General features: G+C 72.9%; 17 protein-coding genes. 16 read left to right on the top strand and 1 reads right to left on the bottom strand.

Features of this window, described 5'->3' with window-relative positions:
• The first annotated feature begins 159 nt into the window (after positions 1 to 159).
• From ACZ4QV_RS02845 to ACZ4QV_RS02895, 11 genes are all read left to right on the top strand, one after another.
• Positions 160 to 957 carry an enhanced serine sensitivity protein SseB gene (locus ACZ4QV_RS02845; protein WP_361147331.1) on the top strand — a complete coding sequence of 266 codons (798 nt, stop codon included), beginning with the start codon at positions 160 to 162 and terminating at the stop codon, positions 955 to 957.
• Between the two features lie 174 nt (positions 958 to 1,131).
• Positions 1,132 to 1,938, top strand: coding sequence for an enhanced serine sensitivity protein SseB C-terminal domain-containing protein (locus ACZ4QV_RS02850; protein ID WP_361146153.1), 807 nt, complete (start codon positions 1,132 to 1,134; stop codon positions 1,936 to 1,938).
• Between the two features lie 914 nt (positions 1,939 to 2,852).
• A complete protein-coding gene (locus ACZ4QV_RS02855; protein ID WP_361146151.1) occupies positions 2,853 to 3,851 on the top strand; it encodes an ABC transporter permease in 999 nt (332 codons plus the stop codon).
• A gap of 71 nt (positions 3,852 to 3,922) precedes the next feature.
• Positions 3,923 to 5,671 carry an ABC transporter substrate-binding protein gene (locus ACZ4QV_RS02860; RefSeq protein WP_361584025.1) on the top strand — a complete coding sequence of 583 codons (1,749 nt, stop codon included), beginning with the start codon at positions 3,923 to 3,925 and terminating at the stop codon, positions 5,669 to 5,671.
• A gap of 77 nt (positions 5,672 to 5,748) precedes the next feature.
• Entirely contained in the window at positions 5,749 to 6,759 is a 1,011-nt protein-coding gene (locus ACZ4QV_RS02865; protein ID WP_361146145.1) for an ABC transporter permease, read from the top strand.
• Positions 6,756 to 7,970, top strand: a complete 1,215-nt coding sequence (locus ACZ4QV_RS02870) for an ABC transporter ATP-binding protein (protein WP_361881208.1) — start codon at positions 6,756 to 6,758, stop codon at positions 7,968 to 7,970. Before ACZ4QV_RS02865 ends, ACZ4QV_RS02870 begins: the two co-directional genes overlap by 4 nt.
• Entirely contained in the window at positions 7,967 to 9,058 is a 1,092-nt protein-coding gene (locus tag ACZ4QV_RS02875; RefSeq protein ID WP_361146142.1) for an ABC transporter ATP-binding protein, read from the top strand. Before ACZ4QV_RS02870 ends, ACZ4QV_RS02875 begins: the two co-directional genes overlap by 4 nt.
• Before the next feature lie 165 nt (positions 9,059 to 9,223).
• A complete protein-coding gene (locus tag ACZ4QV_RS02880; RefSeq protein WP_361584020.1) occupies positions 9,224 to 10,054 on the top strand; it encodes a class I SAM-dependent methyltransferase in 831 nt (276 codons plus the stop codon).
• 121 nt (positions 10,055 to 10,175) lie between these two features.
• Positions 10,176 to 11,579 carry a M1 family metallopeptidase gene (locus tag ACZ4QV_RS02885; protein WP_361146136.1) on the top strand — a complete coding sequence of 468 codons (1,404 nt, stop codon included), beginning with the start codon at positions 10,176 to 10,178 and terminating at the stop codon, positions 11,577 to 11,579.
• A 152-nt stretch (positions 11,580 to 11,731) separates the two neighbouring features.
• A complete protein-coding gene (locus tag ACZ4QV_RS02890; RefSeq protein ID WP_467762508.1) occupies positions 11,732 to 12,793 on the top strand; it encodes an alpha/beta hydrolase in 1,062 nt (353 codons plus the stop codon).
• A 271-nt stretch (positions 12,794 to 13,064) separates the two neighbouring features.
• Entirely contained in the window at positions 13,065 to 13,376 is a 312-nt protein-coding gene (locus ACZ4QV_RS02895; protein WP_361614603.1) for a DUF6191 domain-containing protein, read from the top strand.
• Positions 13,377 to 13,416: 40 nt separating this feature from the next.
• Here the strand turns inward: ACZ4QV_RS02895 and ACZ4QV_RS02900 are convergent, their stop codons facing one another.
• Entirely contained in the window at positions 13,417 to 14,034 is a 618-nt protein-coding gene (locus ACZ4QV_RS02900) for a trimeric intracellular cation channel family protein (protein WP_361146130.1), read from the bottom strand.
• Positions 14,035 to 14,172: 138 nt separating this feature from the next.
• Here ACZ4QV_RS02900 and ACZ4QV_RS02905 point away from each other — a divergent pair, with 138 nt between their 5' ends.
• From ACZ4QV_RS02905 to ACZ4QV_RS02925, 5 genes are all read left to right on the top strand, one after another.
• Entirely contained in the window at positions 14,173 to 15,033 is an 861-nt protein-coding gene (locus ACZ4QV_RS02905) for a thioesterase family protein (protein WP_361876061.1), read from the top strand.
• Positions 15,034 to 15,096: 63 nt separating this feature from the next.
• Positions 15,097 to 15,537 carry a CU044_2847 family protein gene (locus ACZ4QV_RS02910; protein ID WP_361614606.1) on the top strand — a complete coding sequence of 147 codons (441 nt, stop codon included), beginning with the start codon at positions 15,097 to 15,099 and terminating at the stop codon, positions 15,535 to 15,537.
• 22 nt (positions 15,538 to 15,559) lie between these two features.
• The gene (locus tag ACZ4QV_RS02915; protein ID WP_361146121.1) at positions 15,560 to 17,923 is read left to right on the top strand and encodes a VMAP-C domain-containing protein; all 2,364 of its coding nucleotides are present in this window, start codon (positions 15,560 to 15,562) and stop codon (positions 17,921 to 17,923) included.
• Positions 17,924 to 17,969: 46 nt separating this feature from the next.
• Complete coding sequence (locus tag ACZ4QV_RS02920) at positions 17,970 to 18,989, top strand: AAA family ATPase (protein ID WP_361146119.1); 1,020 nt, start codon at positions 17,970 to 17,972, stop codon at positions 18,987 to 18,989.
• Positions 18,986 to 24,415 (top strand): SAV_2336 N-terminal domain-related protein, encoded by a 5,430-nt coding sequence (locus ACZ4QV_RS02925; RefSeq protein ID WP_467762509.1) that lies wholly within the window; start codon positions 18,986 to 18,988, stop codon positions 24,413 to 24,415. Before ACZ4QV_RS02920 ends, ACZ4QV_RS02925 begins: the two co-directional genes overlap by 4 nt.
• Positions 24,416 to 24,441: the final 26 nt, after the last annotated feature.

Here is a 24,441-nt window from a genome sequence, read left to right on the forward strand (position 1 = left end):
ATCACCCTGGAGCCACCTTGAGAGGGGTGTGTACGGTCCGCAACCGCTCGCGCGCGTTCGGTGGTCCCCCGGACGCACCAGGGCCCCGGCCGCCTGCTGGCGTTAGGGTCGTCGACCAGGTAAAGCGCGGTACGAGCGGTACGGAGCGGGTGGGTGGAGATGGACTTTCCGGAGCAGGGCATTCCGCGGCTGGAGTGGCCCGCCAACGAACTGGAGGAGGTGCTCGCCGCCTCGGTGGGGCACCCCGGGGCCGGCGCCCGCATCGTCGAGGTGCTCGGCCGCAGCCGGATATGGGTGCCGCTGCCCAAGGGCGGCGGCCCGGAGAGCGCCGGGATGGGCCGGGCGGGCCTGGACCTGCCCACCGTCGAGATCGGCTCGGCCGCGTACGTCCCGGTCTTCAGCTCCGAGCAGGAATTCCAGCGGGTGGCCGGGCCGCACCTGTCCTTCGCCGTCGCGCCGGCCGCCGAGTTCGCGCGCGGCCTGCCCCCGCTGCTCGGTATCGCCGTCAACCCGGAGGGCACGGTCGGTGTACCGCTGCCGCCGGACGCGGTGGCCGAGCTGTGCCGGACCGGCCGTCCGGACCAGCCGGGTGCGCCGAGCGGCGCCCGGGTCAGGCTGTTCGAGCCGGACTGGCAGGAGGAGCCGGTGGACTTCCTGGCCGCGGCCGGGCTGGAGTTCTCGTCGGCGGGATTCGTGGTCACCGCGCGGCGCGCGCTGGCCAGCATCGAGGGGGACGCGCCCGCGCTGTTCGTCGGCGTCCAGGTGGACGCCGCGGCCGTCGCGCCGCACGACCCGGCCGTACGGGACGCGGTGACCGCCGCCCTCGGGCGGGCGCTCGGCGGGGCACCGCTGGCCTGGCCCGTCCAACTGGTCATGCTGGACCTCGCGCAGGGCGATCCGGTCGCCGACTGGATGCTGGAGCGGGTCCGGCCCTTCTACTCCCGCGACGCCGTCTAGCCGTTCAGGCCCCACGTCGCCACGCCCCCGGCGCCCCGGCACGCCCAGGGCGCCCCTTCCCGTGACCGCAAGCCGTGTGTGCTGATCCGTCCGGGGCCCGGACGCAGGCTCTAAGCTGTTGTTGCAACCGGCAGGCGTACCCCACGTGCCTGCCGACAGGAAGGGACGGACCACGTGAGCGCGGGTGCGCATCAGGGAGCGGCTGCCGGGCAGGTCGAGCAGATGCTGCAGCAGGTCTCGCCCGGCCGGTACGACGCCTACGAGGCGTTGCTGCAAGCGCTCGCCGCCGGTCAGGTCTGGATGCTGCTCTGGCACGGCCAGGCCGGTTCGCCCGATGCGCAGTACGGCAACATGGAGGTCGACGGGCTCGGCTACGCGCCGTGCGTGACCTCCGCCCCCGAACTCGCCGCCAGCGGCTGGAACCGTGCCCACGAGGTCGTCTACGGACGGGACATCGCGGCCACCCTCTTCCCCGACCGCTGGGGCCTGTGGCTCAACCCGCACGCCCCCGGCGGCGGCGTCGGCATTCCGTGGCTGGACCTGCGGCGCATCGCGGGCGGCCTGGACCGGCTGCCGGCCGGTCCGCTGCGGATCACCGAACCGGCCATCGAGATTCCCCAGTTCTACGCCCTCCTGGGGCAGAACGCGCACCGCACGCCCGCGGTGCGCTCCCTGCGCCGGGCCTGGGTGCAGCCCGCCCTCGGCGCTCCGTACCTGGCCATCGGCCTGGACCTGTACGACACGGGGCAACCGGCCGTGGACTCGGTACGGTTGATGATCCAGCAGTCCATCGGCGCGGTGCCGGAGGGGCTGCCCGTCTCGACGGTCGCGATGAACGACGAGTACGACCCGGTCGGTATGTGGATGCGGGCCAACGCGCGGCCGTTCTTCGACCGGGACGCCTACGCGGCGGGCCCGGTGCCCGCGCCCGCCCCAGCCCCCGCCCCGTCCTACGGGTACGGCTACCCGCGCGCGTACTGAGCCTGCCGCCCTGCTCCCGCCCGGCTCCCGTCTGAGCCCTGTCTGCCATCCGGCACCCGCCTGCCGCCCGGACTCTGCCTGCTGTCCGGCCCCCGCCTGCTGCCCGGGCCCTGCCTGTCTTCTGCGGGCCTCGGCCTTTCCGTGGCTCCAGGCCCCGAGGCGGTGGGCTCGCGGCGCACGGATCGCGCGCCTATGAGGGCGAATCGAACGGCCACGTCCCCCCAGCAGGGGGTTACCCAAGGGGCGTGAGCGGGAACCGCCCCGCTCCGGACCGGCCCGCGCCGGACCGCCCCGCGCCCGACCGGCCCGCGCCGACCCGCCCCAAGCCGACCCGCCCCGCGCCCAACATCGCCCCCGCCCAACGTCGCCCCCGCCCAACGTCGCCCCCCGCCGCTCCCCGGGCCGAATTGGGCGATCCTGCCCGGAAGTTGAGCCCTGACCGGCTCCGCGCGAACCGCTCAGTCGGGGCGTGTGTCCGCATAACGGCGAGCCGTGGGCTACATCACAGTTACGCATCCATTCCCGGCCAGGGCTGGTGAGTGATCGCAACTCGGATGAAGACTCCCGCAGCAGAGGGTTTCGGCCCTGTGTACGAGATGCACCGCTCGTCGTCGCGTGACGTTCCGCGACTTCTGCTCCGCCTGCAACATCCGCAAGACCTGCAACACCTGTACTCGCAACACCTGTACCCGCATTGCCCGCAGTACAAGCATCAGTTGCTCCAGCTGTTCCAGAGCTCTCCTCGTTGCACCAGCAGCACCATTCGCACCAGGGCATTTCCCGCACCAGAGCACCACTCGCACCAGAAGAACCACCTCGCACCAGACGCACCACTCGCACCAGTGATGTGAACCAGGCCGCTGACCGCGGCGCGCATGGGCCGGCGGCGCCGGCCGAGAGGGGTCAAAGGCACCGTGACCGCACCGATCGAGACCACCGGGGCGGCTGCCGAGGCGCAGCCGGAAGCGGTGCTGGAAGGCGTCGAGAGCAAGAAGATCGAGGGACGCTCGCTCGGCCAGATCGCCCTGCTGCGCTTCCGGCGCGACAAGGTCGCGGTAGCGGGTGCCATCGTTGTCATCCTGCTCATCGTGATCGCGGCGCTCTCCCGGCCGATCCAGTCCTGGCTGGGTCTGGACCCCAACAGTCCGAACCAGGACCTCATCGACCCCAACACCACGCTGCCCAAGGGCGAATTCGGCGGCATGAGTCTGGACCACCCGCTCGGCGTGGACCCGAAGTTCGGCCGTGACCTGCTCGCGCGGGTGCTGGAGGGCTCCTGGGTCTCGCTGATCGTGGCGTTCGGCGCGACGCTGCTGTCGGTGGCCATCGGCACCGTGCTCGGCGTGGTGGCCGGCTTCTACCGGGGCCGGGTGGACGCGCTGATCAGCCGGCTGATGGACGTCTTCCTGGCGTTCCCGCTGCTGCTGTTCGCCATCGCCATCTCGGCCTCGCTCCAGGGCGGCGCCTTCGGGCTCGAAGGGCTGCCGCTGCACATCTCGGTCCTGATCTTCGTGATCGGATTCTTCAACTGGCCGTACATGGGCCGGATCGTGCGGGCCCAGACGCTCTCGCTGCGCGAGCGGGAGTTCGTGGACGCCGCGCGCGGCATGGGTGCCCGCGGCCCGTTCATCCTCTTCCGGGAGCTGCTGCCCAACCTGGTCGGCCCGATCATCGTCTACTCGACGCTGCTGATCCCCTCCAACATCCTCTTCGAGGCCGCGCTGAGCTTCCTGGGCGTCGGCATCCAGCCGCCCCAGGCGTCCTGGGGCGGGATGCTCAACCAGGCGGTCAAGTTCTACGAGGTCGACCCGCAGTACATGCTCGTCCCGGGCATCGCGATCTTCGTCACCGTGCTGGCGTTCAACCTCCTCGGCGACGGCCTGCGGGACGCGCTGGACCCGCGCAGCCGCTGACCCCGCCCGGGCGCCGTACGCCCGGCAGCACCCACCCAAGTTTCCGACCAACGAAGGGGAAACCGACCATTATGCGAAGGTCAGTCCCGGTCGCAACGATCGCGGCCCTCACCAGTGCGGGCCTGTTGCTGGCCGGCTGCAGCGGCAAGAGTTCGAGCAGCGGCTCGGCCGAGGCGAACGCCGCCACCAAGGGCATCGTCAACGCCTCGGACGAGAAGGGCGGCACGCTCACGTACGCGATGAGCGACGCCCCCGAGTCCTACGACCCGGGCAACACGTACTACGCCTACGTCTGGAACTTCAGCCGTCTGTACGCGCGTCCGCTCACCACCTTCAAGCCGGGGCCGGGCCTCAAGGGCAACGAGCTGGTGCCGGACCTCGCCGAGTCGATGGGCAAGTCCAGCGACGGCAACAAGACCTGGACGTACAAGCTCCGCAAGGGCCTCAAGTACGACGACGGCAAGCCGATCACCTCGAAGGACGTCAAGTACGCGGTGGAGCGCAGCAACTTCGCGCGTGATGTGCTCTCGCTCGGCCCGAACTACTTCCAGACGTACCTCAAGGACAACGAGGGCGGCTACAAGGGACCGTACAAGGACCCGAGCCCGGAGGGGCTGAAGTCCATCGAGACGCCGGACGACCAGACCATCGTCTTCCGCCTCAAGCAGCCGTTCGCGGAGTTCGACTACCTGGTCAGCGCCCCGCAGACGGCGCCGGTGCCGAAGGCCAGGGACAAGGGCGCGGACTACACCAAGAACATCGCCTCCTCGGGCAGCTACAAGTTCGACACCTACGAGGAGGGCAAGAAGGTCGTCCTCGTCCGCAACCCGAACTGGGACGCCAAGACCGACCCGCTGCGCAAGCAGCTTCCGGACAAGATCGTGCTGAACATGAAGGTCGCCCAGTCGACGATCGACAAGGACCTGAAGGCCGGCAACACGCACATCGACATGGCCGGCCGCGGGGTGGACGCCCAGACCCAGGCCCAGCTCCTGACGAGCGCCAAGGAGAAGGCCAACACCGACAACGCGCTCGGCCAGCGCCTGTCGTACGTGGCGATCAACCCCAAGGTTGCGCCGTTCGACAAGGTCGAGTGCCGCCGGGCCGTGCAGTACGCGGTCGACAAGAAGGCCGTGCAGACCGCGCAGGGCGGGCCGATCCGCGGTGACATCGCCACCACCGTGCTGCCCACCGACCTCGCCGGGTACCAGAAGTTCGACCAGTACCCGCAGAAGTACAGCGGTGAGAACCTCGACCTGACCGAGGCCAAGAAGCAGTGGCAGGCGTGCGGCGCCGGCAACGTGAGCACCACGATCAGCGCCCGCAGCGACCGGCAGGACGAGGTGGACGCGGCGACCTCGGTGGTCGGCTCGCTGAAGAAGATCGGCATCGACGCCAAGATCCAGACGTACCCGAGCGGCAAGTACTTCTCGGACTACGCGGGCGTGCCGGAGTTCACCAAGAAGAACAACATCGGTCTGATGATGATGCAGTGGGGCTCGGACTACCCGACCGGCTTCGGCTACCTGAACCAGATCGTCAACGGCAAGGCGATCCAGAAGTCCGGCAACTCCAACCTCTCCGAGCTGGACGACCCGGCCATCAACAAGCTGCTCGACGAAGCCATCGCCACCAGCGACCAGGCACAGCGCGAGAAGGACTACGCGGAGATCGACAAGAAGACGATGGAGCAAGCGGTCATCGTCCCGCTGACCTACTTCAAGATCCTGCTGTACCGCTCGCCGAAGGCCACCAACCTGGTGTCCACCTCCGCCTACAGCGGTGAGTACGACTACCTCAACATCGGCGTCAAGAAGTAGCAGCCCCGGAAGGCAGGTGAAGGCATTGGTGTCCGCGGGCCGGCCGGTCCGGCCCGCGGCGCCGACGCCGCAGTCCCGTGTTCGCGTACCTCATCCGCAGGTTGATCAGCGCGGTGATTCTGCTGCTGATCGTCAGCGCGGTCACCTTCGGCATCTTCTTCGTGCTGCCGAAACTGGCCGGACAGACCGCTGACCAGTTGGCCGCGCAGTACATCGGAAAGGCCCCATCGGCCGCGGACCTCGCCGCGGTGAAGAAGAACCTCGGCTTCGACAAGCCGGTCTTCGTACAGTACTGGGACTTTTTGAAGGGCATCTTCGTCGGAGTCGACTACAAGTTCGGCCCGGACGCCGCCACGTGCAACGTGCCGTGCTTCGGCTACTCCTTCAAGACCCACCTGGAGGTCTGGCCGGAGATCCAGACCCGGCTCCCGGTGACCGTCTCGCTGGCCGCCGGTGCGGCCGTCGTGTGGCTGGTCTCCGGTGTCGCCACCGGCGTGCTCTCCGCGCTGCGCCCCGGCTCGGTCTTCGACCGGGTGGCGATGAGCATCGCGCTGGCCGGTGTGTCGCTGCCCATGTTCTTCACCGGCGCGCTGGCGCTGGCCCTGTTCACCTACCAGTGGCCGATCATCGAGCGCAGCGACTACGTGCCGCTGTTCGAGGACCCCTTCATGTGGGCCCAGACGCTGGTGCTTCCCTGGATCACCCTGGCCTTCCTCTACTCCGCCCTCTATGCACGCCTGACCAGAGCGGGCATGTTGGAGACGCTGAGCGAGGACTACATCCGTACCGCGCGCGCCAAGGGGCTGGGCGAGCGCAAGGTCGTGGTGCGCCACGGCCTGCGTGCCGCGCTCACCCCGATCATCACGGTGTTCGGCATGGACGTGGGCCTGCTGCTCGGCGGTGCGCTCATCACCGAACAGGTCTTCTCCCTCAAGGGGGTCGGCGCGTTCGCCGTCGAGGCGATCAACGCCAACGACCTGCCGAACATCCTCGGCGTCACCTTGCTCGCCGCGTTCTTCATCGTCATATGCAACCTGGTGGTGGACGTTCTGTACGCCGCCGTCGACCCGCGGGTGAGGCTCTCGTGACCGACTCCCCAGACTCCACCACCGGCCCCACCGCCGGCCCCGGCGCCGGAGGCACCACCCCGGATGCCGCCGGTCCGGGCACCACCCCGGCCGCGCAGCCCGCCGCCGCGGCCGACCTGACGAAGACGGGCGCCGCGGTCGGCGAACCGGCCGCGGCCGGCTCGGGGGCGCCCACCGCCTTCCTGGAAGTGCGCGACCTGAAGGTGCACTTCCCCACCGACGACGGCATCGTGAAGTCCGTGGACGGCCTCTCCTTCACTCTGGAGAAGGGCCGCACCCTCGGCATCGTCGGCGAGTCCGGCTCCGGCAAGTCCGTCACCTCGCTCGCCGTCATGGGCCTGCACCGGGCCTCCCGGCAGCAGCGCGCCAAGGTGGACATGTCGGGGGAGATCTGGCTGGACGGCAAGGAGCTGGTCGGCGCCGACCCGGACGAGGTGCGCAGGCTGCGCGGCCGCGAGATGGCGATGATCTTCCAGGACCCGCTGTCCGCGCTGCACCCGTACTACACGGTCGGCAACCAGATCGTGGAGGCGTACCGGGTCCATCACGACGTCGACAAGAAGACCGCGCGCAAGCGGGCCGTCGAGATGCTGGACCGGGTGGGCATCCCGCAGCCCGACAAGCGGGTGGACGACCACCCGCACCAGTTCTCCGGCGGTATGCGCCAGCGCGCGATGATCGCCATGGCGCTGGTCAACAACCCCGAACTGCTGATCGCCGACGAGCCGACCACCGCCCTGGACGTGACGGTCCAGGCGCAGATCCTCGACCTGATCCGCGACCTCCAGAAGGAGTTCGGCTCGGCGGTCATCATCATCACCCACGACCTGGGGGTGGTCGCCGAGCTGGCGGACCAGTTGCTGGTGATGTACGGGGGCCGCTGCATCGAGCGCGGCCCGGCGGAGAAGGTCTTCTACGAGCCGCAGCACCCGTACACCTGGGGCCTGCTGGGGTCGATGCCGCGCATCGACCGCGAGCAGACCGAGCGCCTGATCCCGGTCAAGGGATCGCCGCCCAGCCTGATCAACGTCCCCGGCGGCTGTGCCTTCAACCCCCGCTGCCCGTACGCGGACGTCCCCAAGGACAACGTCACCCGCACGGTCCGCCCCGAACTGCGCGAGGCCGGCGGCGGCGGACACGTCGCCGCGTGCCACCTGGCGCAGGAGGAGCGGGAGCGTATCTGGACCGAAGAGATTGCGCCGAAGCTGTGACCGAGACTGATGAGACCGGCGTCGCCGCCGGTACGACGGACGGGACCGACGAGAGCGCCGACGCCGCGCCGCTGCTGAAGGTACGCGGCCTGGTACGGCACTTCCCGATCACCAAGGGCCTGCTCAAGCGGCAGGTGGGCGCGGTGCAGGCGGTCGACGGCATCGACTTCGACGTACGGCCGGGGGAGACCCTGGGCGTGGTCGGTGAGTCCGGCTGCGGCAAGTCGACGATGGGCCGGCTGATCACCCGGCTGGACGAGCCGACCGGCGGCTCCATCGAGTTCGAGGGCCGGGACATCACCCACCTGTCGCCGGGGCGGCTGCGCCCGATGCGCCGCGACGTGCAGATGATCTTCCAGGACCCGTACGGCTCGCTGAACCCGCGGCACACCATCGGCGGCATCGTCGGCACCCCCTTCCGCCTCCAGGGCGTCGAGCCCGAGGGCGGCGTCAAGAAGGAGGTGCAGCGGCTGCTGGAGCTGGTGGGCCTGAGCCCGGAGCACTACAACCGCTATCCGCACGAGTTCTCCGGCGGTCAGCGGCAGCGCATCGGCATCGCGCGGGCGCTGGCCCTCAAGCCCAAGCTGGTCGTGGCCGACGAGCCGGTCTCCGCACTGGACGTCTCCATCCAGGCGCAGGTCGTCAACCTCATGGACGACCTCCAGGACGAGCTGGGCCTGACCTACGTCATCATCGCGCACGACCTGTCCGTCATCCGGCACGTCTCGGACCGGATCGCCGTGATGTACCTCGGCAAGATCGTGGAGCTGGCCGACCGCAAGGCGCTGTACGAGGCGCCGATGCACCCGTACACCAAGGCGCTGCTGTCGGCCGTGCCGGTGCCCGACCCCAAGCGGCGCACCCAGCGCGACCGCATCCTGCTCACCGGCGACGTGCCCTCGCCGATCGACCCGCCCTCGGGCTGCCGGTTCCGTACCCGCTGCTGGAAGGCGACCGAGGTGTGCTCGACCACCGAGCCGCCGCTGGTGGCGCTGCGCGGCGGCCACAAGGTGGCCTGCCACCATCCGGAGAACGCGCCGGAGGGTGTCGGCGCGGGAACGCCGGGCGCCGCGGGGAGCGGCGGCTGAGCCGGCGGACACGAGGCGTGCGGGGCCGGTGCGGGGCGAGCGGCAACGCCGCCTCCGCACCGGCCTCCGGGCGTCCGCGGCCGCCCTTGACCGGCCGGTTTTGCCGACCATAGATTCAGCGGCGCCCCGGCGGCGCCCGTCGGCCGGTCCCATGGAGGTAGTGCCTTGTCCGCGCAGCAGGAAGCCCACGACGCCGACGCCACGGCCCCCGACCCCGCGCTGACCGCCTACGCGGCGGTCGCGGCGGACTACGACACCATCGTCGAGGACCCGTACCTGCTGCGCTGGGTCACCTTCTACGGCAAGCTCGTCGAACGGTACGGGCCGGACGGCAAGCGGCTGCTGGACGCGGGCTGCGGCACCGGGCGGGGCACCCTCGCCCTGCGGGACCGCCTCGGGTACACGGTGACCGGCTGCGACCTGTCGCCGGAGATGATCGAGGCCGCCCGCGCCAAGCCGGCGGCGGCCGGCACCCCGTTCGTCGTCGCCGACCTGCGGGACATGCCGGACCTCGGCTCCTTCGACGTGGTCACCTGCATGGGCGAGCCGCTGGCCTACCTGGCCGGCGAACAGCTCGCCACCGCCTTCGCGGGCCTGGGGCGGCAGCTCGCGGACGGGGGCGTCGTCGTCTTCGACATGACCACGCTGGGCAGTTTCCGGCGCGACTACGCGGTGACCAAGGTGGTGGACCGGGACGGCCGGTTCGACGTGTGGCGGGGCGGGCTCGTACCGGTCGAGCCGGACGGGGTCGTGGACGTCACCCACGACTACTTCGCGCGCACGGGCACGGATGACGACACCTGGCGCCGGGTGTCCTCCCGGCACCTCTACCACCACCACTCGGACGTCACGGTGCGCCGGCAGTTGGCCGCCGGAGGGCTGCGGCTGATCGCGGCGCACGGTGTCGAGGGCCGCAAGCTGACCGACGTCCCGGACGAGGACGGCTGCCGCAAGATTCTCTATGTGGCCGGAAAGCAGGGACAGCAGTCCGATTGAGGCGTCAACTGGTCCGAGTGGCATGACGAGTTGGCAAAGTTCCGTGTGAAAAGCGACAGAAGAGTGCAGAGTCGGCGCGGTTGTTCACCAGACGGCATCCGTGTGTTCGAAGGGACGGCTCATGGCACTCTCCCGTTCAGCACGTCGCCCCGCTCGTCTGCTCCCCCTGGCCACCGCGGTGGCCGCCGCCTTCTCCATCGCCGCGGCCCCCGCCGCCGCACCCGGCGCCCCGGGCGTCGGCGACCCGTACTTCCCGAACCTGGGCAACGGCGGCTTCGACGCCCTGCACTACGACCTCGGCGTCAGCTACGACCCCGCCACCGGCCGCCTCGACGGCCGTACGGAACTGACCGCGCGCGCCACCCAGGACCTCGGCTCCTTCCACCTCGACCTCCAGAAGCTGGCGGTCACCTCGATCGAGGTGGACGGCAGACGCGCGAAGTTCAGCCGCTCCGGCGACGAGATCACCGTCACGCCCCGGCGGCCCCTGGAAGAGGACGAACGATTCACCGTCGAGGTCGTCTACGGAGGCGTACCGCTGCCGCTCGGCGGGCCCATCGTCTTCGGCTCCGACTACGGGTGGATGAAGACCGACGACGGGGTCTTCGTGGCCTGCGAGCCGAACGCCGCGTCCACCTGGTTCCCCTCCAGCGACCACCCGGGCGACAAGGCCACCTACGACATCCGCATCGACGCGCCCGAGGGCCTGACCGGCGTCTCCAACGGGCGGCTGGTGGACCGGTACGACGAGGACGGGCGCGCGTACTTCCACTGGCGTGAGCGCAAGCCGATGGCGACCTACCTGGCCACCGCCACGATCGGGAAGTTCACCGTCCGGACGGGCACCACCCCCGGCGGCGTACCGATCTACGTCGCCACCGACCCGAAGCTGCCGACCGGGACCGTCGACGTCTACGGCGTCACCGCCGCCGCCACCGACTACTTCGCGCGGGTCTTCGGCCCGTACCCCTTCGAGGAGACCGGCGCGATCGTCGACGACGTGCCGCAGGCCGACTTCTCCCTGGAGACCCAGACCAAGCCGGTCTACTCGGCCGTCCGCAGCGAGTCGACCATCGCCCACGAGGTCGCCCACCAGTGGTTCGGCGACTCCGTCACGCCCCGCACCTGGCAGTACATCTGGCTCAACGAGGGCTTCGCCTCGTACGCGCAGTGGCTGTGGGACGAGCACAAGGGCACCCGCAGCGCGTACGACGCCTTCCGCGCGGCGTACGCGGCCCGCCCGGCCGGCTCCGACTTCTGGCAACTGAAGATCGGCGACCCGCAGCGGGACACCATGCTCTCCCGCTCGGTCTACACGCGCGGCGCGATGACGCTCCAGGTGCTGCGCGAGCGGATCGGTGACCGGGCGTTCTTCGAGCTGCTGCCCGCGTGGACGAAGCAGCACCGCTACGGCAACGCGGACACCCGGCAGTTCATCGCCCTCGCGGAGAAGATGTCCGGCCAGCGGCTCGGCGACCTCTTCCACACCTGGCTGTACACCACCGGCAAGCCGGCCCTGCCCTGAGCGCCGCGGCACGGCCCCGGCCAGGCCGCCGCCGCTGACGCACCGGCGGGCCCGCGCGGCGGAAACCTTCCGGCGCGCGGGCCCGGCCCCGGGGCGTGGCAGGCCGTGTCACGTACCGTCGATGGTGGTACGAGCGGTGAAAGGGGACACGGATGAGTCTGACCGGAACCCCGTTCTTCGTGGTGCTGGTGATCGCGACGGTCCTCGCCGTCCTCGCCACGCTGCTGCTGTGGGGCAGAGTCCGGGGGCCGCACCCCCTGCGCTGGCTGGCCAGAATCCTCCTGATCGGCCTGTGTCAGCTCACCGCGATCTGTGTCGTCGCGGTCGTCATCAACAACAGCTACGGCCTCTACGCCTCCTGGGACGACCTGCTCGGTACCGAGCAGGACGCGATCGCCATGCCGGGGCCGCCGGTCGGGCGCGCCAAGTTCAACGACGGCCCGAACGGCATCAAGGACACGTACTTCCGCGGGGCGAAGTCCCGGCTGTCCGGCCAGGTGATGGTCTGGACACCGCCGCAGTACGACGACCCGGCGTACCGGAAGACCAGGTTCCCGGTCGTGATGCTGCTGCACGGCGTACCCGGCTCACCGCAGTCCTGGCTCGAACAGGGCGGGATGCCCGGCGACCTCCAGCAGCTCGTCGACGGGAACGCGGCGCACCCCTTCATCCTCGCCCTGCCCGTCGTCAACCCGGGCAGCGTGGACACCGACTGCTCCGACACCCCGCACCGCAGGACCGCGACCTGGCTGGCGACCGACGTCACGGACCTGATCAGCCACCACTTCCGCACCGCGCCGGGCCCGAAGAACTGGGGGCTGCTGGGCTTCTCCACGGGCGGGTACTGCGCGGCCAAGCTGCCGCTCCAGTACCCGAAGACGTTCGGCGCGGGCGTGGCCTTCGACCCCGACCCGCTGACCGGCGACCCGGACGTGCTCACCGACCCGGCGCTGCGGCAGCGCAACAGCCCGCAGTGGCTGGTCCGGCACGCCAAGGCCGACGTGGGGCTGTTCCTGGCGACCTCGGCGCAGGACCCGATCAGCCCGCCCGCCAACATCGAGCGCTTCGAGAAGGCCGCCGAAGGCACCAGGACCCGGGTACGGACGATGGTGCTGCCGACCGGCGGCCACAACTACGGCACCTGGACGCGGATGTACCCGGCGGCCTTCGGGTGGCTGAGCCAGGAGCTGGAGGCGCCGCGGCCGGCGGGGTAGTACGGGAACAGGGGGGGGGCGGGAGGCCGTCAAGGCGGAGGTGCCTGCTCCGGTCCGCCGTGGCCCGTGCGGCGAATGCGCACCGTGCCCATGGGCAGGAGCCCGGCTTCGCCGATCCCCGTGCGGTGCCTCCGCCGCATGGGGGAGGCGGGTCGTCCTCCGGTCTGATCCCTGCGCGCCGCGGACGCGGAACAGTGGTGCCCATGGCGATCAACGGGACGGGTGCGACCGCGGTGCGGACAGCGGGGGGCCGTCCGTGACGGTCTGGCTCATGTCGTTCCCGGCCTTCGCGTGTCTGCTGGCCCTGTCCGCCCTGGTGGAGAGCGTATGGCGGTGGTTCACGGGACTGGGCCTGATCCCGTGGCTGCGCCGGCGCTCGGGACCTTCGTTGTCGAGCATCGCCTTCGACGAATTCACGGCGGTGGTGAACGGGAACAAGGCGGCGGAGCTGGAGCAGCGGCGGGTGGAGCTGCTGCGCCGGGACGACGAGAGCGACGGTGCGCCGCCCTGCTCCCGTATCGACCTGGCCGGTGGCACGGCGTTCATCGTGGTGCCGGAGGAAGCGGCCCGGCGCGTGCGCTGATCGGGACGGTGCCCGCGGGGGCCGGCCGGCCGGACCCGTCCTAACCCCGCGGCTTGAGCTGCTGCGGGCGCGGCAGGTGGAAGCCGAAGTAGACCGCCGCCATCCGGAGGGCGAAGACCAGTCCGGCGCAGACCACGGCGGCGATGTCGGCGCGCACCTGGAGGTGGTGCAGGCCCAGGTAGGAGGCGGCGCCGGCGAGCGCCGCGATGGCGTAGACGTCCTCGCGCAGCAGCAGCGGCGGGAACTCGCCGCACAGCACGTCGCGGATCACCTCGCCCGCCACTCCGCTCATCACCGCGAGAATGATCACGGCGAGCGGCGTCGCGCCCGCCGCGATGGCGGCGCGGGCGGCGATGACGGTGACGACGGAGAGCCCGACCGCGTCGACGACCAGCAGCGACTTGCGGGGGAGCTGCCAGTACCGCAGGTAGATGATGGTGCCGACGCTGACGCAGACGATCAGCGTGAGCAGGACCCAGTCGTGGGTCCAGTACAGCGGATGGTCGTCGAGGATCAGGCTGCGCAGGGTGCCGCCGGAGGTGGCGGCGGCGAAGGCGAGCACCAGACCGCCGAACGGGTCCATGTTGGCGCGGTACGCGGCCAGCACCCCGCTCGCGGCGAAGGCCGAGATGCCGACCAGGTAGAGCACGTGAAGCATGGGCCCATGATCTCAGGCCGCCGGGGTGCGGCGCGCAGGCCGAGGCGCGCAGCGGCCGCCACCTGGCGGGGCGGCCTCCGGGCGGTTGAAGGAAAAAGGGTCTACCGGTCAGTAACAAATCCGTGTAGCGTGCCGCGCATGGCACAGGTGACCATAGGTAACAGCGAATTCGACCGCGACACGGCGGTCGTCCGCCGCGCCCCCGGCCGCTACGAGGCCGACCTCTCCGCGGGCTGGACGATCATCCACGCGGTCAACGGCGGCTACCTGCTCGCCCTGGTGGGCCGCGCCCTCGGCGACGCCCTGCCGCACCCCGACCCCTTCTCGGTCACCGCGCACTACCTGACCGCCTCGGTCCCCGGCCCCGCCGTCATCCGTACCGAGGTCGTCCGCACCGGCCGCGCCCTGTCCACCGGCACCGCCAGCCTCGTCCAGTTCGAGGAGGACGGCAGCGAGGTCGAGCGGCTGCGGGTGCTCGCCACGTACGGCGACCTCGACACCCTCACCGACGACGTACGGACCACCGCCAAGCCGCCCGCCGTCCCCCCGTACGAACACTGCCTGGGCACCGAGAGCGCGCCCGGAGGGCAGCCCGCCATCCCGGGCAGCACCGCCATCGCCGACCGCCTCGCCATCCGGCTGGATCCGGCCACCTGCGGCTGGGCCGTCGGCGCGCCCTCCGGCAACGGCGAGATGCGCGGCTGGTTCGGCCTCGCCGACGGCCGCGACCCCGACCCGCTGTCGCTGCTGCTGACGGTCGACGCGCTGCCGCCCACCGCCTTCGAGATCGGCCTGTCCGGCTGGGTCCCCACCGTCGAGCTGACCACCCACATCCGCCGCCGCCCGGCCCCCGGCCCGTTGCGCGTCGCCATCACCACCCGCAACCTGGCGGGCGGCTTCCTGGAGGAGGACGCGGAGGTCTGGGACAGCGCGGACCATCTCGTCGCCCAGTCCCGCCAACTGGCCCGCGCGCCGCGGTCCGTCCCCACCATGGCCTGAAACGCTCTTTCAAAGGGGGCGCGGCGGCCCCCGGTGACGTGCCAGACTGATCACATGGGGGACATGGCACTGAGTATTGACGAAGGCACCGGTGCAAACGGCGAAAAAACCGTCGTCTGGCTGCACTTGGCCCCGGCCGGCGCCCACGGCGCGCCCGGTCCGAACGGCGCGGCCCGGCCCGAGAAGCCCGAGGAGGGTGACGACACCGGACTGGAGCTGCCGGACGGCTTCGGCCACTCCCGCCCGGTCAGCGTGGACGGACGGGTCGCACGGGCGCTGACCCGGGGCGGCGAGACGCTGGAGGGCGCCCTGCGGCCGCTGGGCACCGTCCTGGGCAGCATCCACCGTTCGCTCGCCGCCGGGGACCACCGGCCGGACGAGGTCACGGTGGAGTTCGGAGTAACCCTCGGCTCGGACCTGAGCCTGGGGGTCTTCTCCGGCCAGGGCGAGGCCAGCTTCAAGGTCTCCGCCACCTGGAACCTCGGCAGCGGCAGCACGACCTGAGGACGGCATGGTGGTGTCCGGCGTGGATCAGCCGCTGTTCCGCTCCTTCGTCTCGGTTCGCGACACCGGAAGGGCCGTGGGCGCCGGCGTCCTGCTCGCCGACGACCTCGTGCTCACCTGCGCGCACGTCGTCAACAGCGCGCTGGGCCGGGACCGTTACGACCAGACGCTGCCGGGCCCGGACCAAGGGGTCCGCGTCCGGCTGCCGCACGTCGCGCCCGACCGGGACCTGACCGCCCGGGTGGAGCCCGCCCTGTGGAGCCCGCCGCGCGCGACGGCGGGCGGCAGCAGACCCGTACCGCCCGGCGCGCACCTCCACCACGGCGACCTGGCCGTGCTCCGCCTGCCGGGCCCCGCGCCCGCCGGGGCCGAGCCCGCCCCCTTCCTCCCGCACGCCTACGGCAACGAGGTCATCGCCCTGTGGGCCAGCGGCCACCCGCTGCCCACCGTGCGCGCGGTGCCCCGGGTCTCCGCACCGCCCTGGGTGGCGCTGGACGTGGTCGGCGGCACCGAGGTCAGGGAAGGCTTCAGCGGCGGGCCGCTGTGGGACCGCGACCGGCAGGCCGTCGTCGGACTCGTGGTGGCCGACCTCCGGGCCCCGGCCGGCACCCGGCAGCCCCAGGCCGCGGCCACCCTCTACGCGATCAGCGTCCCGGCGATCGAGGCCGAGCTGCCCGAGCTGCCGCCTCCCTCGGTGCCCACCGCCCGGCGCGGCGTCCAGCAGCTGCTGGCCGTCCTGGAGACGATCCTGACCACCCCGGACGCGGTCCGCGGCTGCGAGGAACTGCTTGCCTCCCGGCTGCTGCGGCCGTCCCTGGGCCCCGGCGCCGACCTCGACCGGCTGGTCGGCCTCGCCGTGGGCGTCCGGCGCGGCGTGCCCGAACTCCTCCAGGTCGTACGGGAGGTGATGCCGGCCGGCAGCGGGCCGCAGTGGGAGCGGCTGCGCAGGGTGGCCCGCGCCGTCAGCCCCGGCGAGTGCCTGACCCGCAAACAGCAGCGCGACCTGAACGGCCTGCTGGCGCACTGCGGCCGTACGGACCCGCGCGCGCTGCTCGCCGACGTACTGCCGCACGCCATCGAACTGCCCGCGGTCACCGGGCTGGCCGACACCGTCGACGTCCTGGAGGGCTTCGAGGCCCAGGGCGCCCAGCCCATGCCACCGCTGCTTCAGGGAGTGGTGCGGATCGGCGTCGACGAGAGCGAGGCGGGCGCGTACCCCGCCGAGGACCTGGAGGCATGGACGGAGCGGACCGCCGCCCGGCTGGGCGTCGACGTGGCCGCCGTACGCCAGTACGCGGCCGATGTACGGGGCTACCGCGCGGAACGGGTACGGGCCGCGGCGGACCACCCGGCCGTCCGTCAGGCGGTCCATCCCACCGACCGCCCCCCGGATCATCACGCGGCCCACCACGCGGCTCACCACGACACGCGGCCGCCCGCCGGCTGGGCGGGTGTCGGGAGCGCGTCGGTGGGCATGGCGCCGCGGGGCACGACCCCGGTGGAGACGGCCCCGACGGACCCGGCACCGGTGTGCCCCGCGCCGGTGGGCTCCGTCCCCTCGGCGAACGGCAGCCGCCCGTCCGGGCACCGGACCGAGGACGGCGCGCGGCTGTCGAGAGTGCCGCGCGTCCAGGTGGAGCTGCTGCCCACCGCCACCGGACGGCACTACACGTACCAGGTCTGGGCGTGGAGCGGCGGCGACGCCCCGCACCACCTCGTCCTCGCCCGGGACACCGAGGTGACCAGCGAACAGGTCGTGGACGACATCCACCGGGTGCTGGTCGAGGAGATCCGCGAGGATCCCGAGCCCGCCCTCGTCGAGTTCTTCCTGCCCGCCGCCTGGCTCGGGCTGCCGGTGGACCGCTGGGAGTCCTTCGACAGCGACGAGGACGGCCCCTTCGGACTGGGCTTCACCCGCCGGGTGGTGATCCGCACCGCCCAGCGTTCGCGTACGAGCTACGCCGGGTGGAAGCGGCGCACCGCGGCCCTGGACACCGCCCGCAGCCTCGTCCTGGACCACGGCAGCACCGACCGCAAAGTGGCCCGCGCCCGCCTGGAGATGCAGCCCGAGGTGGGCACGGTGATCGTCTGCTGCGAGCCCCGGCACCACGGGGCGCTGCTGCGCCAGTGCGTCCAGGCGGGCGTCCACACGGTCCTGTGGCACCGCGAGGAGCACGGCGAGAGCGTCGCGGCGGGCCTGCTCGAACTGGTCGAGGGCGGGCACCACACCCAGCTCCCCGAGACGGTACGGCTGGAGCGGGCCAAGGCGGTCGCCGAGGCCACGTCCACCGGCCACCGGGGGCGTCAGCTCTCCTTGATGTACGACGCGCCCGACCACCGGCCACCGCAACTGGCCCCGGACGCCTGGGTGCTGACCCAGCCGTGACCCGGGTATGACGCAGCATGTGAGCAAGGACGAAGGAGAACGACCCGTGGCCCGACAGAGCACACCCGACCACGGCCCGGAAGCCGGGCCGGAGCCCGAGGGCTGGTGGGTGTTCCGCGGTCCCGCGCCGCTGCCGGCGGCGCCCCCGTGGCGCTACTTCGCCGCCGCCCGCAGGAGGACCGAGGCGCCCGCGCCGTACCTGATGGACCGCAACGAGGTGTCCGTCGTCAACGCCGCCCTGCACCTGCACCGCCCGCTGCTGGTCACCGGCCGCCCGGGCACCGGCAAGAGCTCGCTGGCCCGCGCCGTCGCCGCCGAGCTGGGGCTCGGCGACGTCCTGCGCTGGTCCGTCAACTCCCGCTCCACCCTCGCCGACGCGCTCTACCGCTACGACGCGGTGGGCCGGCTGCGCGAGGCGTCGCTGCGCCGCGAGCGGGAGGCGGTCCGTACGGCGCCGCGGCGGCTCAAGGAGCACCGCGGCTCCTACACCACCGACATCGGCCACTACCTGCGGCTGGGCCCGCTCGGTACGGCGCTGGCCGCCACCGACCGGCCCCGGGTGCTGCTCGTCGACGAGCTGGACAAGTCCGACATCGACCTCCCCAACGATCTGCTGGTGGTGCTGGAGGAGGGCGAGTTCGAGATTCCGGAGCTGGCGCGGCTGTCCGAGCAGCACCAGGACGTGCATGTGCTGACCGACGGCAGCCGGGAGCGGGTACGGGTGCACCGCGGCGTCGTGTCCTGCGCGCACTTCCCCGTCGTGGTGATGACGAGCAACGGCGAACGGGAGTTCCCGCCCGCCTTCCTGCGCCGCTGCGTCCGCCTGGACCTGCCCGACCCGACCCCCGAGCGGCTGCGCGAGATCGTCGCCCACAACCTGGGGCCGCAGGCGCTCGCCGAGGCCGAGGACCTCATCGACGGCTTCCTCCAGCGCTCCAAGACCGAGACGCTCGCCACCGACCAGCTGCTGGCCGCCGTCCACCTGCGGATCACCGGTGCCGACCTGACCAAGGACGAGCTGCTCTCCGCGGTCATGCACCGCCTGGACGAACCCATGTCGCCATGATCGACCGGCTGCGGCAGATCCTCGCGGGCCAGGGCTACGACCTCGGTGCGGGGGAACTGCTGGACGTCCTGTGGCTGGCCCGCGCGGTGCGCGAGGGCGAGCTCGGCCCCACGCTGCCCGGACCGGAGCCCGCGCGGGACACCGGGCCGGGCGCGTCCGAGGACACGCCGGCCGACTCCGCCGCCCCGGGCGCGCCCGAGGACGGGTCCGGCGGCGGGCCGGGGGCGGCGGACGGCCCGGACAGTACGGACGGGCGGCGCGAGGACGGTACGGCCGGCGACCTGCCCGGGGGCGTCTCCGCGACCGTATTTCCGTCGCAGCGTTCCCTGTACGCGATGGGCAGCGAGGGCGGCAGCGCGCTCAGCCGCCGGGCCCGTCCCGCCCGCGCGCCCGGGCGCCGCGCGCTCGCCAAGCCGCAACACCTGTCCCGGGCCCTGCGCCCGCTGCGCCGGTTCGAGCCGCACCCCCACCGGCGCGTGACCGACGTGGAAGCCACTGTCCGGCTCGCCGCCGAGACCGCGCTGTTCGACGTCGTCTCGCGGCCCGACCAGGAGCGCCGCTGGTCCGCCGTGCTGTTGGTGGACGACGCGCCCTCGATGCAGGTCTGGAGCCAGCTTGCCGGTGAGCTGCGGTCGGTGCTGGACCGGGGCGGCGTCTTCCGCGGTGTGCGGGTGTGCGCCTTCGACCCGCAGGACATGGCCGTCCTGGGCCGGCTGCCGTGGGCAGCGGGCCCCACCTTGACCTTCGTCCTCACCGACGGCACGAGCCCGGGGTGGCGGACCCCGGACGCGGCGCGCGCCGTGCGCCGCTGGGGCTGTCACGGGCCGGTGGCGGTGCTGCACCCGCTGCCACGGCGGCTGTGGCGGGGCACCGCGCTGGACGCCCAGCCCCGGCTGCTGACCTCCCCGGTGGAGTTCGCCGGGCCCGACCGCACCGGCGTGCTCGATCCGCTGACGGGCGAGCCGGACCCCGAGGCCGAGGAGCCGGGCACGGTGGCGCTGCCCGTCGTCCCGCTGACCCCCGGCGGGCTCGGGCAGTGGGCCGCGCTGCTGACCCGGCCCGGCGTCCCGCACCTGATCGACACGGTGCTGCTGGGCGAGGAACCGGAGCAGGACCCGCCGCGGCCCGCCGGCTCCGCGGCGGAACTGGTCGCGCACTTCCGCGGCGCGTTCTCGCCCGAGTCGTACCGCCTGGCCGTCCGGCTCTCCGCCATCAACCCGCTCACCGTTCCCCTGATGCAGTTGGTGCGCGCCGCCACGATGAGCGACGCCGGACCGACCCAGGTCGCCGAGATCCTCCTCGGCGGCCTGCTGGAACGCGTCGCCGCCCCGCGCGGGGCGCGGTCCCTCGGCGGGTTCGACGGGCCGCTGGGCACCGGCTCCGGGCAGCCCGTCTACGACTTCCGGCCCGGCGTCCGCGAACTCCTCTTCAGCGGTCTCGGTACCCAGCAGTCCCTGGCCGTCGTGGAGGCGGTCGGGCGCGCCCTGGAGCCGTACATGGGCCGGCTGCCCGACTTCCCGGCCCTGGTCGCCGACGACACCGGGGAGATGCGGCTCCAGGAGTCGGCACAGGCGTTCGCGGTGCTGGCCAGTCCGGTGCTGGAGCGGCTGGGCGGCAGGGTGCCCGGGGGGACGGATGTTGCCGGTGGGGGGACGGGGGCGGACAGGGCCGGTGGGGCGTCCGGGTCCGGTGGCGTCGGCGGGCCTGCCGGGCCTGCCGCGGCTGTCGGGGCCGAGGAGTTCACGGGTGCGGACGACAGGGTTCCGGACGCCTCCGCCGCACCGTCCTTCGTGGACGCGGCGGTCGCGGCGGCCGGGACGGCGGCCCCTGCGGAAGCTCCGGCCGGGAGCACCGGCGCCGGGACCGTCGGAAAGCCCGTCCGGGAGCCCGTCGAAGAGCCCGTCCGAGAGCCCGTCCGAGAGCCCGTCGGTACGGAGCCGTACCCGTCGGAGGGCCCCGCCGCCGAGCCCGTTCCGTACCCGTCGGACGCCCGGCCCGTCCCCGTCCTGCCCGTCGAGGAACTGCGCGAGCCGCTGCGCTTCACCGTGCTCGGGCCGGTCGGGCTGTGGCGGGGCGACCAGCGGATCGAGATCCCCTCCCGCCTGGACCGGGCCCTGCTCGCGGCCCTCCTGCTGCGCCACGAAGGCGTCGCCTCCGAGGCCGAACTGCTCAACGCGCTCTGGGGCGGCAATCCGCCGCGCAGCGCCCGTTCGATGCTGGACCACAGCATCGCGCGGCTGCGCAAGGCCCTCGGCGAGGACGAGCACGTCCTGGTCCGCGAGCGTGTCGGCTACGCCCTGCGCGCCGACGCCGGAACCGACATGGACATGGACCTGGAACGTGCCGAGAGCTACGAACGCGCCGCCCGCGCCGCCCGGGACGCGGGGGAGTGGGAGCGCGCCCGCATGCTGCTCGACGCGGCCCTCGACCTGTGGCGCGGCGAGCCGCTGGCCGGGCTCCCCGGCCCGTACGCGCAGTCCGAGCGGCTCCGGCTGACCGACTGGCGGCACACCCTGGCCGAGGACCGCATCGAGTGCGACCTGTGGCTCGGCCGGTACGAGGAGGCCCAGGCCGAGCTGTCCGAACTGCTCGCCCGTACCCCGTCCCGTCCCCGCCTGCGCGAACTGCTGGCGCTCGCCCGCGACCAGGACCGGACGGGACCGGGTGAAACCGCCCCGCTGCCCCCGCGCGAACCGCTGCGCATCACCGTGCTCGGGCCGGTGCGGATGCTGCGCGGCGCCGTGGACCTGGCCACCGGCTCACCGCAGCAGCGCGCGCTGCTCGCCGTACTCGTGCTGCGCGCTGGCCGCGTCATCTCCGAGGACGACCTGATCGACGCCCTGTGGGGGGACGACCCGCCGAACGCCGCGCACGCCGCGCTGCACACGTACGCCTCCCGGCTGCGCAAGGCTCTCGGGCCGGACGCGGACGTCCTCGTCACCGAGGGCGGCGGCTACGCGCTGCGCCGGACCGCCAGGACCGACCTCGACGTGGACCTGCGCCGGGCCGACGACCTGGTCGCCGTGGCCCGCGACGCCCGCGCGGCCCAGGACTGGGACAGCGCCAGGGACCTGCTGGACGCGGCCGTCGCCCTGTGGCGGGGCGGTCAGCCCCTGGCGGGCCTGCCGGGGCCGTACCTGCGCGCGGAGTCCCGGCGGCTGGCCGACCGCCGGCGCACCCTGGTCGAGGACCGCACCGAACTGGAACTGCGCCTGGGCCGGCACGCCGCGGCGGAAGAAGCGCTGACCTGGCTGCTGTACCTGGATCCGGCCCGCGAACGCACCCGCGAACTCCTCGCGCGCGCCCTGGCCCACGACGAGCCGGTCTCCCCGGGGCTGCGCAGCCTGCTGCGGGCCGGCCGGTACGGGCCCCGGCAGGACCGCGCGGGCGGCAGCCGAACCGCCGAGCTGGGCCGGCTCGCGGACCACCTGACGCGGCAGCGGCCCACGGTACGCAGCGTCGGAGTCATCTCCGGGGGCGCGGGCGTCGGCAAGACGAGCCTGGCGGCGCGGGTGGCCGACGCCGTGCAGGACCGGTTCCCGGACGGGCGGCTGTACGCGATCATGCCGGCGGACGGCGATCCGGAAGCCGCGGTACCGCATCTGGCCGCCGTACTGCTGCGCCAACTCGGCTACCGGGACGAGGAGATCCCCGCCGACGGCGAGGAGCGGGTGGCGTTCTACCGGTCGGCGATCGGCACGCTGCGCCTGGTCGTCGTCCTGGACGAGGTACGCGCGATCGGCCCTCTGCTGCCCCTGCTCCCGGACGCCACGGGCGCCGCACTGGTCGTCGGCCGCGACCGGCCGCCGGCCGGCCTGACCGGTGTCCTCTCCCTCCACCTGGAGTCCCTGAGCACCACCGACGCGCTGGAACTCCTCGCGCTGCGGGTGGGCGAGGAACGCGTCGCGGCCCGCCGCGCGGTGGCCCGCGCGGCGCTCGAAGCGTGCGGCTGTTCGGAGGCCGCGGTCGAGGCGGTGGCGGCGGAACTGATGCTGGACGGCCCGGCGGACCGCGCGGCGGCCGAAGCCATGATCAACAGCACCGCGCTGCGTCTCACCCACGACCTCGACCCGCCGGCGCTCGCCGCCTTCCGGCTGCTGGCGCTGCCGCACGGCCCCGACCTGCCGACCGCCGCCGTGGCCGCCCTGACCGGCACCGAACCCACCGCCGCCCAGGCACACCTGGAGACCTTGGTGCGCACCGGCCTGCTCAAGGCCCCGGTCCCCGGCCGCTACCGGCACCGGGAGGCGCTCGCCTCGTTCGCGTACGAGGAGCTGACCCGCCACACCACGCCGGAGGAGCGCGACGCCGCGCTGTCCCGGCTGCTCGACTGGTACCTCGTCACCGCCCACCGGGCGTACGGCCTCGACGCGCCCGGCGCTCTGCTGCTCGACCGGAGCGCCGCTCCCGCGGCCCCCGTGCCGGCCCTCCCGCTCGCGGACCGCAGGGCGGCGTCGGAATGGTGGGCGGCGAACGGGACCGGAGCGCTGGCCGTCGTCCGGCAGACGGCGGAAGTACGGTCCGGGGCGTACGTCGCCCGGTGCGCCGACACCCTGCTGCTCCTCGAACCGCTGCTGGGCACGGGGCTCTTCACGGGCCGGTACGAGCAGGCCGCGGTGGCCGTGATCGCCCGGGCCGGCACCGGACGCGACAAGAAGCGCGCGGAGGCGCGCGCCCGGCTGGCCCGCGCCCGCGCCTGCCTGGCGTCCGACCGGTTCGCCGACGCGGAGGACGAGGCCCGCCGCGCGTACCGGCTGGGCCTCGACGCCGGGGACCCGGTGACCAGCGGCTGGGCACCGCTGGTGCGCGGCGTCACCGCGGTCGCGCTCCAGCGGCCCGACGCCGAGCAGCACTTCACGCTGGCCAGGAGCCACTGCCAGGTGCAGGGTGACCGGCTGGGCGAGGCCGCCGTACTGGTGGAGCGCTCCCGGCTGTGCGTCCGTGACCGGGAGGCGGAGCGGGGCATCGGGCTCGCCCGGCAGGGCGTGGACCTCTACCGGGCCGCGGGGCAGGGACAGCGGCTCGGTACGGGGCTGTACTTCCTCGCCGTGGCCCAGGCCGAAGCGGGCCGCCACGAGGAGGCGCTGGCCGCCCTCCAGGAGGCGCTGCCCCTCTTGAACGAGGCCGGACAGCGGCTCTGGACGGGCCTGGCCCAGTTGCGGACCGCCGAGTCCTGTCTGGCCACCAACTGGGCGGACGGCGCCGTACAGGCGGCGGAGGAGGCGGTACGCCTGTTCGCGCTGGCGGACGGCGGCCGGCGGGCGGCTGACGGGCTGTCCCTGCTGGCGCACGCGTTGGAGGCACAGGGCCAGGCGACCAGGGCCCAGGAGCGCTGGAGCGAAGCGCTCGCCCTGTACGAGACGCTGAACGTGACCGGTTCGGAGGGACCGCGGTTGCGGCCGCCGCTGGAGCCGGGCGGGGCGTAGGGCCGGGAGCGTGGGTCGAAGGCGTG

This window comes from Streptomyces sp. NPDC026394 (assembly GCF_055567735.1).

Excerpts from the sequence above, each read along its gene's own strand:
- ACZ4QV_RS02860 (WP_361584025.1), top strand. The coding sequence starts at position 3,923 with ATGCGAAGGTCAGTCCCGGTCGCAACGATCGCGGCCCTCACCAGTGCG.
- ACZ4QV_RS02890 (WP_467762508.1), top strand. The coding sequence starts at position 11,732 with ATGAGTCTGACCGGAACCCCGTTCTTCGTGGTGCTGGTGATCGCGACG.
- ACZ4QV_RS02900 (WP_361146130.1), bottom strand. The coding sequence starts at position 14,034 with ATGCTTCACGTGCTCTACCTGGTCGGCATCTCGGCCTTCGCCGCGAGC.
- ACZ4QV_RS02910 (WP_361614606.1), top strand. The coding sequence starts at position 15,097 with ATGGCACTGAGTATTGACGAAGGCACCGGTGCAAACGGCGAAAAAACC.
- ACZ4QV_RS02885 (WP_361146136.1), top strand. The coding sequence starts at position 10,176 with ATGGCACTCTCCCGTTCAGCACGTCGCCCCGCTCGTCTGCTCCCCCTG.
- ACZ4QV_RS02895 (WP_361614603.1), top strand. The coding sequence starts at position 13,065 with ATGTCGTTCCCGGCCTTCGCGTGTCTGCTGGCCCTGTCCGCCCTGGTG.
- ACZ4QV_RS02845 (WP_361147331.1), top strand. The coding sequence starts at position 160 with ATGGACTTTCCGGAGCAGGGCATTCCGCGGCTGGAGTGGCCCGCCAAC.
- ACZ4QV_RS02925 (WP_467762509.1), top strand. The coding sequence starts at position 18,986 with ATGATCGACCGGCTGCGGCAGATCCTCGCGGGCCAGGGCTACGACCTC.
- ACZ4QV_RS02905 (WP_361876061.1), top strand. The coding sequence starts at position 14,173 with ATGGCACAGGTGACCATAGGTAACAGCGAATTCGACCGCGACACGGCG.